This window comes from Acinetobacter lactucae, assembly GCF_013122135.1.
GTDB classification, from domain to species: Bacteria; Pseudomonadota; Gammaproteobacteria; order Pseudomonadales; family Moraxellaceae; genus Acinetobacter; species Acinetobacter lactucae.
This window is the reverse complement of sequence record NZ_CP053391.1, coordinates 325797-342594: the sequence shown is the minus strand read 5'-3', so window position 1 is coordinate 342594 and position 16798 is coordinate 325797. Positions and strand designations below refer to the sequence as shown.

Genomic DNA, 16798 nt, shown 5'->3' with positions numbered 1-16798 from the left:
TTTTTATCCAAAATCCCAATAAGGATAAATGAGATTTTAAATGAATTTCATTGACAAACGATAATAATTATCAATAATATCAATTATCGCATTTATATTTGGGGATCACTCCCATGTACGTTTGCTTGTGTCGTGGCATTACTGATCAGGATATTAAAGACGCTATCGAAAATGGCGCTGAAAGCTATCGTGAAATTCGCGACTTGCTTGATCTTGGTACATGCTGTGGACGCTGTGCACCAGAAGCTCGTGCTATCATTAGCGAAGAATTAGCAGAAATCGCTGCTCGCATTTCTGTAGCTGCATAATAAAAATGAATATTTAACAAAATTTATTGACTCCTCCACCGCTTTTTGCGGAACGTTCATAGTTCCTCATTCAAGCGGTTTTTTTTGGCATAAAAACCTTCTTTCTAATATTGTGTTGTTTTTGATTGCGATTTTCATTTGCTGTTCCATAAATTACTCGCCATCTCTATGATTGTTCACTAAAATGGATTTATAGATTGCCTTAATTAAATTTGAGGCAGAAATTGTTTTGGAGTAGCTACAATGAAAGGCAATCGTGATGTCATTAATCAGCTCAATCAAGTGCTGTATCATCATTTAACTGCAATTAATCAATACTTTTTGCATTCACGCATGTTTAATGACTGGGGAATTGAGCAACTTGGTTCTGCTGAATATAAAGAATCAATTCGTCAAATGAAACATGCTGATAAAATCATTGAACGTATTTTATTTTTAGAAGGTCTACCTAACCTTCAGCATTTAGGCAAGCTTTATATTGGTCAACACACAGAAGAAGTTCTGCACTGTGACATTCGTAAAGTAAAAGAAAATATAGAGGCAATTCAAAAAGCGGTTGCTTTAGCTGAAACAGAGCAAGACTATGTCACCCGTGACCTTGTTCAAGAAATTTTAGAAAAAGAAGAAGAATATTGGGACTGGTTAGATACTCAAATTGATCTTATTGGTAGTGTGGGTATTGAAAATTATATCCAGAGCCAAATGTAATTTTTCTTAAAAAAAATCCCCTTGAGTACAAGGGGATTTTTTTATTACTTCTCTTTTAATAACTCTGGTAGGGTTACTTTTTGCCTATAGAGATGCTGTAAAATTAGTATCTGCTGTTGTGCTTGCTGCACTTTCCCATTGTAAGCGAGAAGTTTTGCGTATTTACGTAAGTTGTATGGAGTTGCTTTATTCTTTACTAAATTCCCCCACTCCACTAAATCACTCTCAGATAAGGTAGTTTTAGGATTAAGTTCAATCCAACGTAAACGCTGCTCAAACTGCGTTAAAACAAAGATTTTACCACTTCCCATAAATTCAGCATTTGGACGCTTATTATTAAAGAGCAAATTACTATTTAAAACATAGACATTATAATCACGTAAAATCGCAATAATAAGCAGTAAACTTACAGCCGATGACAAACGAAGAAGATGCTTATTAAGAATGATTCCTTTAAGTACAGGAGTCTGCGCTTGAACAATACCCAGTAGGAACCCACAAGTAAGCAAGAAATAAGCGTAACGCTGTGGAAACTCAAACATTGCATGAATGAGCACTGCACAGACCATCATAATCGCTATCATCGAAATAGTATCTTTAGCCTGTTGATTTAACCACACAAACCAGCAAGCAAAGTAGGTAATGATTACAGCACCCAATGGAATACCATTCCAGATAATTAAATCCAGTATTACATTATGAGCACTATTAAACCATACATGCACTGTACCATATTGGATACTATCAACTACAGCGACGCTAGTTTGACTCCATCCATATCCCAGCCATGGCTGCTGAGCTATAGCATGTAATATTTGTATCCACATCCCTATACGCTCATGACCCGATCCCGCACGAGCAATAAATGAACTTGTTTCAGTAATTTCGGTATTTACAGATAATTCAATAAATTGAGTGATATAAGGTAAGATAAAGCCAGCAATTAGAAAAAAAGATAAGCTCCACAAGAGACCTTGAGTAAATCCAAATCTTTTTTGTTTTCCAAATTGTTTAACCATCCAGTAGATGAATAAGAATGGAAAAACGATCCATGAAGTGCGTGACTGACTCAATGCGATCGTAAACAAAATAATCAATGCTGAAGGCAATAATAACCATAGAGTTACTTTATTCTTTTCATATAAGTATAAACATCCTAACAACCCAATAATTAAAAAAGTTGCCATGTTGTTGGGTTGACCAAAATTACCGTAAGGACGGTTACCAATCAGATGAAGCGTATAAATTAGGTGAGATTCAATATTTAGCCACTGGAGAATTGCTATAAGACTGGTTAATAGCGAAGTAATAATTATCAGTAAACTAAAACCTGAAAAAATTTGATCTCTTTTTTGTTGATCTAAAGATAGGTTGTAACCTGCCAAGACCATGAACCAAAAGCCTAACAAGTAAAATGAACTTAGTAAGGCCGTACTCAAATCAAAAACCAGACCAAAACCCCACTGTACTAGCGGAACTAAAGTAAATGGCAACAATAAGAGCTGTGCTCTAGGAATTTTAATATTTTGTTGAATTAGGGCGGCTAATACGCACAACCCAGCCCCAAATGTACTCACTTCACTTGAGAACATGACCCAAGGGCTATAGTGAAATGGCGACAACCATGCAAAACCCAACAGGATTGCAGCGAGGAATAGGAAGAATACTTGCATAGCGATAGGTTAAAGATCAAAATTTGAGAGAATTATACATGGAACATCAAAGAACCGTTTAGATTCCCTATGTATGACTCTTTTGCATTCACACAACATATCGTTAAGGAATCTGATCAGCGGGAATGAGATGTTCGGCTCCACCATAAAACCAAAAATTTGGTGCCATCCTTCCGAAATAACTACCACACCCCCAGCACATTAAATCTTGTCCTAAATACATGATCGTAATATACAAAAATAAAGCTCCCCACAAACCAATTAATAGTTTTGTCGCTCTATAAGAATATTTCAAATATTCTTTAGACTGCTGCCGTTGAGAAAAAGCAAATGCTAAGAATAATATACAGGCCATTTGTGAAGCGGGATAAACCATACTTCCTGAGAACATCGCATCAAGTAGAATTGCAGCTAAGCCAGCTTTCGCAATAGGTAAAACATTCTTATCTCGAAACAACTTAACAACTTGATATATCATCCAAACTAAAAAAATCCATCCAACGACTCCCCATTCAAAAATTAACCTTAAATATAAGTTATGTATGTGATGTCCATATTTATATTGAATTTCTGAGAGATATCCTCCCCTCACTCCAGACCATGGGTTTTCTTTCCATTGCTCAAAAACGAAACTCCACATCTCTGCACGCATGGATGTCCCCACTCTCATTACGGTCATGATATTTTTATCAGCGAAATAAATCGTAGTTTTATAAACTAAAAAAGCTAAAAAAATGTAAATACAGCTTTGCAAAATGAGCTTTCGATTTTCTCGTGAGTATATAAAGAAAATCAACAATCCTATCGCTACAGCAAGTAAAGCGGATCTGGCTCCATCAAAAAACCATGCTAGAGCAAAAAAGAAACTAGCAAACGGATAAAAGTAATGAAAATAAGGATAGTTTTTATTTTTTAAAAAAATTAGAAAAAAGAATATAGGCACGATAACACTGTCATAAATTCGGATCGTGCCAGAGTTAAATTGCCAGTCAAACCATTGTTTGTACAAAATAAAATTAATGATAGAAATACAAATAAATAAACAAGGAATAAATGCTGAAACAACGATTAATGCTAAACCATGTTCTATCTTCTTTATATTCCTTAACTCATACTTTAAAGCAGAAAATATAAATAGTAATGCTATCGCAGACCAAAGTTCTTGAAACTGAAAAACACTATAAGTTGTTATCTGTATAGCAATTAATGCGCCAATCAGAAAAAAAATAATTTGAGTGAAAATTGAAGATTCTATTTTTCTTATAAAAATCAAAATTAATAACGCATATAGTCCCAATGGAAACTGTAATAAACGAAGTTCATCATATTGGAAAACTGACCAGCCAATTTGATAACCTAATAAAGCAGTAATAAGATAAAGTGCTATTAGCAGAAACAGTATATTTTTATTTAACATTTTTATTTTCTTCAATAAAAAGAGAGGTCTAAGCCTCTCTTTTTATTTTTAACTTATGAAGCTGTAAAAGATTGTGGAAGTAACTCAACTGGTGCATCCGTATCACTATTTTTTGTCAGGATACCTGTTTCACTTACATTCATTCCAATCTTTTTAGATGTAAGCTTATTTGATACACCTGAAGATTTAAATGTGTAGGTAATTGTACAGCTCGGAGCTGAACCACCAATCACTGCTTCCCCATATTTACCACCTACTTTATCAGCTGCTGTTGCTGCATTAGCGCCACCTGCAAAACAAGTTCCAGCTTGTAGATTAGTATTAATCGTTGTTTTCAATCCATCTGCTAAAGTAAATGCTTCAGATGCTTGAGATCTAGCAATATAATTTTGATACTGTGGAATCGCAATTGCTGCCAAAATACCAATAATGGCAACTACGATCATGAGTTCAATTAATGTAAAACCTTTTTGTGCATTCATAGCCTTTTCCCCAAAGATTGTATGTATGTTTTTATATAAGCTTTTTCAGCTATCAACTATAATGCAGCATCCATGCCAACTTTTATTTTAATTAAAAAACAAATACTTATATTAAAATTAACTATTCTTAAGTATTAAATAGGTGTAAGTAATTGACAAAAAATGTCATAGAGCTTTTTATAAAACCAAATCACAAATTAAAAAAAACAAATTACCCACTTCAAATTTTATATTTGTTTTTGTGAATAAAATCTCTTTAAAAATGAATAAATAAGTGACATTTTTTGTCAGTCATCTTTAAAAGTAAAAATTATGAAACTTAACTAATGTAGGAATGCGACAAGGCAAATCAATTAAGAATAATCGGAGTATTTTCTAATTCATTGGATTGATCAGGCATGTTTTCGTCATAAAACCGTGACATCACCTCTCCAATTTGTTGTACGCCCATCACTACAGCTTGTTGATATTTTTTTTGTTTAAGCTTTTGTACCATTGCTTCACAAATCTGTTGCCAGACTTGATCGTTAGTCGCATTTCGAATTCCACGATCAAATATAATTTCTACTGTTCGCTCACATAAATTTAGGTATAACAATACACCACTATTTAATGCAGTATCCCAAACACCTAATTCTGCAAATAATTGCTGTGCTCTTAAACGGGTATTTTGTCTATAGGCTTGTGACACCGGAATATGGCCTTCAATTACAACCTGTATTTCCCCAGCATGCCCATGTTCTGCTTGCTGTACAGCATCAGCAATAGCTTCTTTATCTTGTTTTGAAAAATATCGGCTACTGGCTGGCAAGTAACAAAAATGCTTGAACCAACGCTTTAGGCTAGGTTCTACAGATTCCTCAATTTTGGGCTGAGTAATAATTTGTGTTGTTTCTGATGTTGTTACCATGAGCCTGAAGCACCTCCTCCGCCAAAACGGCCTCCGCCGCCGCCATAGCCTCCGCCACCTCCGCCGAAGCCACCTCCGCGTCCACCGCCACCAGAACCACTTAAAATAGCCTGTAAAATAAGTTGGGCAATAGAAGTAATGAGTAAAAAGAAAATACCAAAACCAAGTAGTAAGCTAGTGACTAGCCCTGCGCCATTTACAAAACCTGTTACCGCGGCAGCAACACCTGCAGTAGATGCGCTAAGAGGTCGTCCCACAATAAATGAACCCACAATTCCAGCAACAAGAATAAATAAAGCCATTGTCAGCGTTGTTTGCTTCGCCTGTTGTTCTTCAGCAGCTCGATGCTGACGTTCTTTTAAATCTTGCGCAGCTTGCTGAGCGACTTCTGGGTCAAGATTTAAAATTCTTCCGATTTCATCAAGACCTGCACTCAGACCTTGTGCATATTGAGCTTGTTTAAAATAAGGTGTAATTTGGTTTCGAATAATCCTACTTGCCACAATATCAGGCAACACGCCTTCTAAGCCATAACCAGTTAGTATTTGTATACGGCGGTCATTTACAGCGACTGCAATCAGTAATCCATTGTCACGTTTAGCTGAACCTAATTGCCACTTTTCACCAACACGTAATGCATAATCAAAGATATCTTCTTGACCAGTTGTGGGAACAATCACAATACCAATCTGCGCTTTGCCTTGTTGGTATAAACTTAGAATTTTTTGATCAAGTTGCTGCTTCTCAGCCTCGCTTAAGATATTGGCTTGATCAATCACAGGCTGGTTTAAAGTTGGCAAACCACGAATTGATTCACCATCAGCCATATCATTAGCAACTTGGACTTGAGGCGCAGCACTTGAAGCAGCTTGCCCCTCTAGTTTAGTTGCAGAAGCTTGAGTTTGTTGCTTTTGAATAAGTTTGCCAGCAACTACTGTATCAGTCTCATCCGTAGCAGTTGCAATATTACTTTCACTCCATGCCGTATTCTGAAAAAGAACACCACAACACAGCAAAATCAAGGTCGAAATAAAGACCTTAATTTGCTTTGATTGAAGCAATAGAGTATCTCTCATACGGCACTTCCTTGATTTAAATTAATCAAAAGAAACTTTTGGAGCCTGTTGAGCAGATGCTTCTGCAGAGAAATTGGCTTTTGGATGCATACCAATTACTTTTGCTGTTACTGCCTGCGGGAACTGACGCACATATGAGTTATAGTCTTGTACTGTTGTAATATAACGATTACGTGCAACAGCAATACGGTTTTCAGTACCTTCAAGCTGAACTTGTAATTCTTGGAATTGAGTATTGGCTTTCAAGTCTGGGTAATTTTCCGAAACAGCAATGAGTCGAGATAATGCCCCTGTTAATTGACTTTGAGCCTGTTGATATTTTTCAAGTAAAGCTGGGTCTTCTAAAACTTCTTTATCAACTTTTAAACCTGCAACATTAGAACGTGCCTGAGTTACTTCGGTTAATACTTGCTCTTCGTGCTTAGCATAGCCTTTCACTACGTTCACAAGGTTTGGTACCAAATCTGATCGACGTTGATATTGGTTCTGTACTTCAGACCACGCTGCTGTTACAGCCTCATCTTTTACTTGTAGAGTGTTATAGCCACATCCCGAAAACAGTAAGGTACTGGCAAGTGTTGTTGCGATCGCAAATTGTTTCAACATTTTCATCGTCACATTATCCTCAAGTTTTTCTTTATATTTTTAACCTCTTTACCTGATTGTATGATGAATTTGGCAATATTGTGTTGCTTTTATTTTATTGATTTTAAAAAACCGGATTTTTAAATCCGGTTATCTATTAGCTCAATCTTTGATGTTTTTCTTGTTCAAAGCTTGCCATTTGATGTTCTTCTGCTAAAGAGCTTTTCCAATAATTAACCATCCTGCCATAATCTTTTTGACTCGGATGGAAGTCTTTTTTGTAATATACGAAATATTCAGGCATTAACTGAACGAGCATCTTAGCCAGCAAGTACAATCCAAATAAATTCCCTCCAATTTTAGGTAAACTGTTCCATTTATCTTGCCAAAATAAACGTGTTGTCCCATAAAAAGCGAGACTCGCAAATCCTGTAGTGACACTACGCATCAATAAACGACGGATACGATCATCACCATATACATGTTGATAGACATCAAATGCGACCGAACGGTGTTCAATTTCTTCAATCGCATGCCATACCCAAAGTTTTAGCGCATCTTCATCTAGCGTTCTTAATAGCTCTGGATGCTGCAATATATATCCCCCAAGTAAAGCAGTGAAATGCTCAAATGCACAGGTGAGTGCCAATTGCAGCTTAGGTGAAATTGTTCTTAAATATTTATCGCGCTCATTTAGCCAATTTTGAAAACTGTCCAGATTATAATCATCACGTCGCCACGCTTCATTAAATTCGCCATGTGCTTTGGAATGCATGGCCTCTTGTCCAATAAAAGCTGCAATTTGTGCTTGTAGTTGAGGATCTGAGACTTTATCACGCACATTACGTACGCTATTTACAAAAAATTGCTCACCCACCGGAAACGTTGATGAGAGTGCAGTTAAAAAATGCGACATGACGGGTGAATTTGCAAAATAGTGCCGCTTAATCGCCTTTGGATTAAATTCAAGACGACGCACTGTAATACCCAACGCTTTTCGACGATTTAAATATGATTTTTCTGCCGTCATACCTGCGATGTTCATATTCAACACCTACTGTATTGAAGAAGGAAGTTTCGAGTATGTCGCGAGCTTTAAACGCTAAAAAGGGCAAAAAAGCTTATTATATTTGCCAAAAACATCAAAGTGACTAATGGTAGACAATAAAAAAGCCTACTTGAAGTAGGCTTTTTTTAGTCATTTAACAAATGTCTTTATTAAACACCAAGATAATCCAAAATGCCTTCAGCAGCTTGACGACCTTCCCAAATCGCAGTCACGACAAGGTCTGAGCCACGTACCATATCACCACCAGCAAAGATTTTCGGGTTTGATGTTTGGAATTTGAATTCTTGCTTTTCAGCTGCGACAACACGGCCTGAACCATCAAGATTGATATTCACATTACCAAACCAGTCTGCTGGGCTTGGGCGGAAACCGAAAGCAAGTAAAACCGCATCAGCTGGTAATACTTCTTCAGAACCAGGGATTGGCTCAGGGCTACGACGGCCACGACTATCTGGTTCACCCATTTGTGTCGTTACCACTTTTACGCCTGTCACTTTGCCATTTTCACCAACAATTTCGACTGGTTGACGATTGAATAGGAATTTCACACCCTCTTCGTAGGCATTTTTTACTTCACGCGCAGAACCTGGCATGTTGCTTTCATCACGGCGGTATGCACAAGTTACATCGTGAGCACCTTGGCGTAAAGAAGTACGGTTACAGTCCATAGCGGTATCACCACCACCAAGAACAATAACTTTTTTACCATCTAGGCTAATGTATTCACTTGGATCTTTTTCCCAACCTTGGCAACGATTCACGTTAGAGATTAAGAAATCAAGTGCATCATAAACACCATCAAGATCTTCACCTGGGAAACCACCTTTCATGTAGGTATAAGTTCCCATACCCATGAATACCGCATCATATTCTGCAAGTAATTCATCAATCGTGATGTCTTTACCAATTTCAGTATTCAAACGGAATTCGATGCCCATACCCGTGAAAATTTCACGGCGGCGTTTCATCACATCTTTTTCCATTTTAAATTCTGGAATACCGAATGTAAGTAAGCCACCAATTTCAGGACGCTTATCAAATACAACTGGTTTAACGCCACCGCGAGCTAGAATATCCGCACAGCCTAAACCAGCAGGACCAGCACCAATAATTGCAACTTTTTTGTCAGTCCATTTTACGCCTGACATATCTGGACGCCAGCCTAAAGCAAAAGCTGTGTCATTGATATATTTTTCAGCATTACCAATGGTTACTGCACCAAAACCATCATTTAATGTACAAGCACCTTCACATAAACGGTCTTGTGGGCATACGCGACCACATACCTCAGGCAATGTGTTCGTTTGGTGACAAAGCTCAGCAGCTTGGAAAATTTGGCCTTCAGCGATCAGTTTTAACCAGTTTGGAATGTAGTTATGTACAGGACATTTCCATTCGCAATATGGGTTACCACAGCCTAAACAACGGTGAGTCTGATTAGTAACAGTTTCCGATGTAAAAGGCTTATAAATTTCCACAAATTCTGCTTTGCGGACAGTAATATCTTTTTTCTCTGGATCTTGACGTGGTACATCCAGAAATTGAAAGTCATTATTTAGGCGTTCTGCCATGTCTCTCTCCGTGGGTAGGCGCGGATTTCCTTGTTGCCCGCACCTGCCTATGTCTTTGCAGTCGTGGAATTATTGTGGGTCAGCTTGTGTTGTTTTCAAAAGCGTTTGCAAGTTAGCAGCTTTTGGTTTCACAAGCCAGAATTTACGGCTGTAGAAATCGAACTCATTGCGGATTTTATAAGCCCAAGCACTACCAGTTTCTTTGATGTGCTCATCGATAATACGCAACAAGAACTCTTTATGATCTTCCATAGATTCTGTTGAAATACGATTTAAATCAATCAACTCGTGGTTGTAGTAATCTACGAAGTCATTATCGAGGTCAAGTACATAAGCAAAACCACCAGTCATGCCCGCACCAAAGTTATGGCCTACTTTACCAAGTACAGTCACAACACCACCTGTCATATATTCACAGCAGTGATCACCCGCACCTTCGATTACAGCAAATGCGCCAGAGTTACGAACTGCAAAACGCTCACCCGCTGTACCTGCTGCAAAAAGCTTACCGCCAGTTGCACCATACAAACAGGTGTTACCAATAATTGCTGTGTTTTGTGTTTGGAAAGGTGAACCTTGTGGTGGGAAAATCGAAATACGACCACCAGCCATACCTTTACCTACATAGTCGTTTGCATCACCTTCAAGACGGATGTGTAAACCACCAGCATTCCAAACACCAAGAGACTGACCAGCTGTACCAGTTAAGTTCATTACAACTGGATGTGCTTCCATACCCAAGTTGCCGTAGCGACGAGCAATTTCACCTGACACACGAGCACCGATTGAACGGTCACAGTTCACGACGTTGAAGTTGAACTGACCACCAGCACTTGACTCAATTGCAGGAAGCATTTCAGCAACCATTTTCTCAGCCAATACACCTTTATCAAATGGTGCATTACCTTGTACCTCACAGTACTGTGCTTTACCTTCAGCAGAAGGATGCGAGGTTAACAATGCACTTAAATCAAGGTGAGCATGTTTTTCAGTTTCACCCGGTAATACTTCAAGCAAATCAACACGACCAATTAAGTCTTTCAATGAAGAAACACCTAATGCAGCCAACCATTCACGAGTTTCTTCCGCAATAAAATGGAAGAAGTTGATGAGCATTTGCGGCTCGCCAATGTAGTGTTCTTGACGTAAATGATCTTGCTGCGTTGCAACACCGGTTGCACAGTTATTTAAGTGACAAATACGGAGGTATTTACAACCTAAAGCGATCATTGGTGTTGAACCAAAGCCAAAACTTTCAGCACCTAAAATTGCTGCCTTGATCACATCAAGACCAGTTTTTAGACCACCATCTGTTTGTACACGTACTTTCCCGCGCAAATCGTTTACACGAAGTGCTTGATGTGCCTCACTAAGACCCAATTCCCATGGAGAACCCGCATGGTGAATTGAAGAAAGTGGAGATGCTGCTGTACCACCGTCATAACCTGAAATGGTAATGAAGTCTGCATAAGCTTTTGCAACACCAGCTGCAATTGTTCCCACACCCGGTTCAGATACCAATTTCACAGATACCATTGCTTTCGGGTTAACTTGTTTCAAGTCAAAAATTAACTGAGACAAGTCTTCAATTGAGTAAATGTCGTGATGTGGCGGAGGTGAAATTAGCGTTACACCTGGTACCGAGTAACGTAAACGCGCGATTAAGCCATTTACTTTACCACCTGGTAACTGACCACCCTCACCTGGTTTTGCACCTTGAGCAACTTTAATTTGCAATACTTCAGCAGAAGTTAGATATGCAGGAGTTACACCAAAACGACCAGATGCGATCTGTTTGATTTTCGAGTTACGAATTGTTCCATAGCGAACAGGATCTTCACCGCCTTCACCAGAGTTTGAACGGCCGCCAATCGTGTTCATCGCAATTGCAATCGCTTCATGCGCTTCTGGAGAAAGCGCACCTAAAGACATCCCCGCCGAGTCAAAACGAGGCAAGATATCTTCAACTGATTCAACTTGCTCAACTGGAATTGAATTCGTTGTTTTTAGCTTAAATAAGTCACGGATTGTCGCTACTGGACGGTTATTTACCAACTCAGCATATTCTTTAAAGTCTTCGTATTTACCAGACCGAACTGCTTTGTGTAATGAGTTAATCACGTCTGGATTGAACGCATGATACTCTTTATCAAATACGAACTTAAGCAAACCACCTTGATCAATTGGCTTACGATTTGACCAAGCTGTCGCTGCTAATTTTTTCTGGTCTTTTTCAAGGTCAGCAAATGTTGCGCCCTGAATACGGCTTGGAACGCCCAAGAAACATTGATCAACAACTTCAGATGACAAACCTACCGCTTCAAAAAGCTGACCACCGCGATAAGAAGCAACTGTAGAGATACCCATTTTTGAAAGAACTTTTAATAAGCCTTTCTCAATACCTTTACGGAAGTTTGCTTGCGCATGGATTGGATCACCTAAAAGCTCACCTTTAGCAATCAAATCATTGATCACGTCATATGCAAGGTATGGATAAACTGCGGTTGCACCAAAACCAAGTAATACCGCAAATTGGTGCGGATCACGTGCAAAACCAGTTTCAACCATGATGTTTGCATCAGTACGTAAACCAGTTTTGATGAGGTAATGGTGTACTGCACCTGTTGCAAGTGCTGCATTTGCTGGCAATAAACCTTGACGGATATTTTTATCTGTTAAAACGATTAAAGTCTTGCCGTCACGAACTGCTTGTGCTGCTTCTTCACAGATACGTGTGATTGCAGCTTGCAAACCTTCTTCTTCAGCATAGTTTAAATTGATATCAACTGCTTCATAACCCGGACGCTCAATGCTACGGATTTGCTGCATTTTTGAATTTGACAATACAGGGCTAGAGATGATGATACGGTCAGCATGCTCAGGACCTTGCTCAAATACATTCTGCTCACGACCCAAACAGGTTTCGAGCGACATTACAATTGACTCACGTAGCGGGTCAATTGGCGGGTTTGTCACTTGAGCAAACTGTTGACGGAAATAATCTGTCACGTGGCGTACTTGACGAGACAATACAGCCATTGGCGTATCATCACCCATAGAACCAACAGCTTCTTGTCCGCTCTCAGCGATTGGACGTAACAACTGGTCACGCTCTTCAAATGTCACCATAAACATTTTTTGAGCCGCTTTTAAAGCATCGCCAGTTAAGCCTTTATCGACTAATTGTTCTTCAAGTTCTGGGTTTGCATTTAAACGAATCGCATGATCACGTAACCACTCACGGTACGGGCGCATGTTTTTCAAATGCGTACTAACATCTTTAGTATCAAGTACTTTACCTGTTAAGGTATCAACTACCAAAATTTGACCAGGGCCTACACGGCCTTTAGAAACTACATCTTCAGGCTCATAACCCCAAACACCTATTTCAGATGCCAAGGTAATGTAATCATTTTTGGTAATTACCCAACGCGCAGGACGCAAACCGTTACGGTCAAGCATACAGATCGCATGACGACCATCTTGAATAACAAGACCAGCTGGGCCATCCCAAGCTTCCATATGTTTAGAGTTGAACTCATAGAATGCGCGTAAGTCTGCATCTAAAGTTTCTACGTTTTGCCAAGCTGGTGGTACGAGCATACGTAAGGCACGGAATAAATCCATACCACCACCCACCAAAATCTCAAGCATGTTATCTAAGCTTGAAGAGTCCGAACCTGTACGGTTAACGATTGGGTTAAGCTCAGTAAGACCAGGTAATAATGGGTTTTCAAATTTAGGAGTACGCGCCAACGCCCAGTTACGGTTTGCTGTAATTGTGTTGATTTCACCATTATGAGCAAGGTAACGGAATGGTTGAGCCAAAGGCCAACGCGGTAATGTATTGGTAGAGAAGCGTTGGTGGAATACCACAATATGTGATTTTAAACGCTCATCTGCCAAGTCTGTATAGAACTCAGCAATTGCAGCCGGCATCATCAAGCCTTTATAGCTGATCACTGTCGAACAAAGCGTAGTCACATAAAATAATGGATCATTTTGTAATTGTTGTTCTGCACGGCGACGTGCCAAGAATAATTTACGGTTAAACTCAACCTCAGTTACTCCCATTGGACAGTTCACAATAACCTGTTCAAAAGCAGGGAGAGATTGAAGTGCAATTTCACCTAGTGCATCGTTATTAGTCGGGACAACACGCCAAGCCAGTACGCGTAAGCCTTCTGCCTCAATTTCTTTATTTAAAATATTTTTAGAATGTTGCGCTAATGCCGGATCAATATTTAGAAATACCGTACCTACAGCAAAAATCTCACTCAGTGTAATATCACTCAGTTTTTTTGCTTCATCACGAAAAAATTGCTTTGGCATCGCCAATAATAAGCCGCAACCATCTCCCGTCTTGCCATCTGCGGCAATACCACCACGGTGCGTCATGCAACTTAAACTGTGAATCGCGGTTTCTACAAGATGATGACTTGATTCACCCTTCATATGGGCGATCAGTCCAAAACCACAGTTATCCTTAAACTCATCAGGCTGATATAAACCTTGAGCGGGAGCTACAGTATTAGGCGATGGCATGTGCATAGCGTACCCTTCTTTCAATAAGGCTCTTTCGAGCGTCAAACAAACAACTTCTTTTTGCGATAGTGCCTACGGACGACAGTTAGCTCAATGTTTCACAAAAAAAATTTTTGGGCTGATAAGCCAATATACGCTGTTCCATTTTTACGTACACTGGTTTTTGCTAGAAAAATGTTTTGACTTATTTCGCACTCTTTTAAAGCAGTTCGACCCCACGACTCTGCATAGAATTCACTCTTTAGAGCGCCAAAATAGTTTACAGCACATTAATAAGCACAAGAATAAAGCAAAAACTATGCCAATATGATTTTTATAATTTAAGTATTTATTTTTGTTAAAAATAGCTAGGTTTTATTCGCGTTATCATTTTAATAAATGACTAAATATGCACCACAGAAGATCAAAAAATATATGCTCGCTCTCTTTTTGCACTATATTCGTGCAACTTATGCTTATAATTAATTGCCTCGTGTGCCCTCATTTGTTGCATTTTTCGTAGAAGCTTCAGTTGCACGATTTTGTTGAACCCTTTTAGCCGCATCAGCAGCCGAATTAGACTGATGTACATCCACAACATTCCCTTCAGCATCTCGACGAATAATGGTTGTTCGAGTTGTAGAGTTTGTTGCAGGAGCAACCACTTTAGGTGGTGTATTCACAGCTCCACCTACCCCAGTCCCTATGAGCAAAGACTCATCAATTTTAGGTAAGGCAGCGGGACGTAACCGCACTTCATAAGTTTGGCTAATGCCACCTTTCATCTCATCCGCCCCTAAATCATTGACTAATGGCGCATAGGTAGAGAATTGTTGCGGTTGAGGTTTAATTGATTCAGGTAAATCAAGATTAAGTTGGGTTAACTGCTGAATTGCATCTTCAGAACGTTTAAACACCCCATATGTCAAAACATATTGTTCAGATTGCTTCTCCCCACTTAAACGGAAGTAGATAAATTTATTACGATCAGTACGATTTTTTAAAAAGTTCTTAATAATATCTTCATCCGACGCGCGGAAAAGCTCAAGCGTCCATTGTTTCTTGTTTTCATTAATGAACTTTGTACCACGAAACTCAGCCTCGTGCTGACCTGAAGCGACTGTACGGGTTGTTAAATCAAGAGGCCTAACTTCATCAGCTAAAGCCCCTAAGTTAGCCGTTGTTGCTACTTTTTCTGGCTGAATTTGCACTGGCGTATCTGAATCAGCTGCTTTTTCAACTTCAACAAGCTTCTTACTATCGGTCATGACCCAAAAAATAAAAGCCAAAAACAAGCAGACGATACCACCCACCAACCAGATATATTGTTGAACATTCTGCCAAAGTGTACGTGATACAGTCATGTGTTACCTTAATTTATTATCCGTGTTGATTCGCCAAAATAGCTTGTTTCATGAGCTCAACATCAAAGTCTTTGGTAATTACTGCTTTTCCAAGTTGCTTTAACAACACTAAACGTAATTGACCATTGAGGACTTTCTTATCATGCGCCATATATCCAAGGAATTCATCCAATGGAATTTTTGGACATGATATCGGCAAATTAGCGCGTTGAATAATTTTTTTTGTACGCTCTACATCATCGCTTGAAATCCAACCTAAACGTTGTGATAAATCGGCTGCCATCACCATGCCAGTCGCTACTGCTTCACCATGCAACCAAGTACCATAACCAAGGTAAGATTCAATCGCATGACCAAAAGTATGGCCTAAGTTCAGTAAAGCTCTTTCGCCTTGCTCTTTTTCATCGTTGGCAACAATTCGTGCTTTATGAGCACATGAACGATAAACAGCTTCTGCTAAAAGTTCAGCATCTCGTCCAATTAACCCATCCATATTCTGCTCTAACCAAACCAGAAAATCAGCGTCGCCTAACAAAGCATATTTAATGACTTCTGATAATCCAGCAGATAACTCTCGATCAGGTAAAGTATCGAGTTGAGCCATATCAGCCAAAACAACTTGAGGTTGCTGAAATGCACCTAGCATATTTTTACCAAGGGGATGATTAATACCTGTTTTACCACCCACACTTGAGTCTACTTGTGAAAGGAGCGTAGTTGGAACTTGAACAAAATAAACACCACGCTGGAAACATGCCGATGCAAAGCCGGCCATATCACCAATAACACCGCCACCTAAAGCTAAAACCGTACAATCACGATTAAAACCAGCTTCAAGCAAAGCATCAAAAATCAAATTTAAATGTTGAATATCTTTATATTTCTCACCATCTGGCAAAATGCAAGTCGCTACAGTTTTACCTAAACTTTTTAAAGCTTCTTGATAATGAGATAAATATAAAGGAGCAACCGTTTGGTTACTCACGATCATAACCTGTTGACCATGAAGATAAGGCTCAAGCAACTGCTTAGGATCAAGTTGACTGCCAATAAAAATAGGATAACGGCGTTCGCCTAATTCAACATGTAAAGTTTGCATGAGTTTATAAAA

General features: G+C 39.0%; 13 protein-coding genes. 2 read left to right on the top strand and 11 right to left on the bottom strand.

Going from position 1 to position 16798, the window contains the following annotated elements; genetic code table 11:
• Positions 1–113: 113 nt before the first annotated feature.
• On the top strand, positions 114–308 hold the full coding sequence (locus HLV59_RS01605; RefSeq protein ID WP_000289091.1) for a bacterioferritin-associated ferredoxin: 195 nt from the start codon (positions 114–116) through the stop codon (positions 306–308).
• Between the two features lie 243 nt (positions 309–551).
• The gene (gene bfr / locus HLV59_RS01600; protein ID WP_016143648.1) at positions 552–1016 is read left to right on the top strand and encodes a heteropolymeric bacterioferritin subunit Bfr; all 465 of its coding nucleotides are present in this window, start codon (positions 552–554) and stop codon (positions 1014–1016) included.
• A gap of 44 nt (positions 1017–1060) precedes the next feature.
• On the opposite strand, the gene HLV59_RS01595 is transcribed toward bfr, so the two are convergent.
• From HLV59_RS01595 to aroB, 11 genes are all read right to left on the bottom strand, one after another.
• Entirely contained in the window at positions 1061–2689 is a 1629-nt protein-coding gene (locus HLV59_RS01595; RefSeq protein WP_171429201.1) for a PglL family O-oligosaccharyltransferase, read from the bottom strand.
• Positions 2690–2792: 103 nt separating this feature from the next.
• Positions 2793–4106: an O-antigen ligase family protein gene (locus tag HLV59_RS01590; protein ID WP_125698037.1), complete on the bottom strand. Its 1314-nt coding sequence runs from the start codon at positions 4104–4106 to the stop codon at positions 2793–2795.
• A 53-nt stretch (positions 4107–4159) separates the two neighbouring features.
• The gene (locus tag HLV59_RS01585; RefSeq protein ID WP_171429200.1) at positions 4160–4588 is read right to left on the bottom strand and encodes a pilin; all 429 of its coding nucleotides are present in this window, start codon (positions 4586–4588) and stop codon (positions 4160–4162) included.
• 349 nt (positions 4589–4937) lie between these two features.
• Positions 4938–5498, bottom strand: a complete 561-nt coding sequence (locus HLV59_RS01580) for a TPM domain-containing protein (RefSeq protein ID WP_171429198.1) — start codon at positions 5496–5498, stop codon at positions 4938–4940.
• A complete protein-coding gene (locus HLV59_RS01575) occupies positions 5492–6574 on the bottom strand; it encodes a TPM domain-containing protein (RefSeq protein ID WP_171429197.1) in 1083 nt (360 codons plus the stop codon). Before HLV59_RS01575 ends, HLV59_RS01580 begins: the two co-directional genes overlap by 7 nt.
• Positions 6575–6595: 21 nt before the next feature.
• The gene (locus HLV59_RS01570; protein WP_039765214.1) at positions 6596–7186 is read right to left on the bottom strand and encodes a LemA family protein; all 591 of its coding nucleotides are present in this window, start codon (positions 7184–7186) and stop codon (positions 6596–6598) included.
• 130 nt (positions 7187–7316) lie between these two features.
• Complete coding sequence (locus tag HLV59_RS01565) at positions 7317–8204, bottom strand: metal-dependent hydrolase (RefSeq protein ID WP_171429196.1); 888 nt, start codon at positions 8202–8204, stop codon at positions 7317–7319.
• 173 nt (positions 8205–8377) lie between these two features.
• A complete protein-coding gene (locus HLV59_RS01560; RefSeq protein WP_002117101.1) occupies positions 8378–9799 on the bottom strand; it encodes a glutamate synthase subunit beta in 1422 nt (473 codons plus the stop codon).
• 69 nt (positions 9800–9868) lie between these two features.
• Positions 9869–14344, bottom strand: a complete 4476-nt coding sequence (gltB, locus tag HLV59_RS01555; protein ID WP_171068065.1) for a glutamate synthase large subunit — start codon at positions 14342–14344, stop codon at positions 9869–9871.
• Positions 14345–14805: 461 nt separating this feature from the next.
• Positions 14806–15687 carry a hypothetical protein gene (locus tag HLV59_RS01550; protein ID WP_171429194.1) on the bottom strand — a complete coding sequence of 294 codons (882 nt, stop codon included), beginning with the start codon at positions 15685–15687 and terminating at the stop codon, positions 14806–14808.
• A gap of 16 nt (positions 15688–15703) precedes the next feature.
• On the bottom strand, positions 15704–16786 hold the full coding sequence (aroB, locus tag HLV59_RS01545) for a 3-dehydroquinate synthase (RefSeq protein WP_171429192.1): 1083 nt from the start codon (positions 16784–16786) through the stop codon (positions 15704–15706).
• Positions 16787–16798: the final 12 nt, after the last annotated feature.

Excerpts from the sequence above, each read along its gene's own strand:
- gltB (WP_171068065.1), bottom strand. The coding sequence starts at position 14,344 with ATGCCATCGCCTAATACTGTAGCTCCCGCTCAAGGTTTATATCAGCCT.
- HLV59_RS01590 (WP_125698037.1), bottom strand. The coding sequence starts at position 4,106 with ATGTTAAATAAAAATATACTGTTTCTGCTAATAGCACTTTATCTTATT.
- HLV59_RS01570 (WP_039765214.1), bottom strand. The coding sequence starts at position 7,186 with ATGAAAATGTTGAAACAATTTGCGATCGCAACAACACTTGCCAGTACC.
- HLV59_RS01580 (WP_171429198.1), bottom strand. The coding sequence starts at position 5,498 with ATGGTAACAACATCAGAAACAACACAAATTATTACTCAGCCCAAAATT.
- bfr (WP_016143648.1), top strand. The coding sequence starts at position 552 with ATGAAAGGCAATCGTGATGTCATTAATCAGCTCAATCAAGTGCTGTAT.
- HLV59_RS01560 (WP_002117101.1), bottom strand. The coding sequence starts at position 9,799 with ATGGCAGAACGCCTAAATAATGACTTTCAATTTCTGGATGTACCACGT.
- HLV59_RS01550 (WP_171429194.1), bottom strand. The coding sequence starts at position 15,687 with ATGACTGTATCACGTACACTTTGGCAGAATGTTCAACAATATATCTGG.
- HLV59_RS01565 (WP_171429196.1), bottom strand. The coding sequence starts at position 8,204 with ATGAACATCGCAGGTATGACGGCAGAAAAATCATATTTAAATCGTCGA.
- HLV59_RS01595 (WP_171429201.1), bottom strand. The coding sequence starts at position 2,689 with ATGCAAGTATTCTTCCTATTCCTCGCTGCAATCCTGTTGGGTTTTGCA.
- HLV59_RS01585 (WP_171429200.1), bottom strand. The coding sequence starts at position 4,588 with ATGAATGCACAAAAAGGTTTTACATTAATTGAACTCATGATCGTAGTT.
- HLV59_RS01575 (WP_171429197.1), bottom strand. The coding sequence starts at position 6,574 with ATGAGAGATACTCTATTGCTTCAATCAAAGCAAATTAAGGTCTTTATT.
- aroB (WP_171429192.1), bottom strand. The coding sequence starts at position 16,786 with ATGCAAACTTTACATGTTGAATTAGGCGAACGCCGTTATCCTATTTTT.
- HLV59_RS01605 (WP_000289091.1), top strand. The coding sequence starts at position 114 with ATGTACGTTTGCTTGTGTCGTGGCATTACTGATCAGGATATTAAAGAC.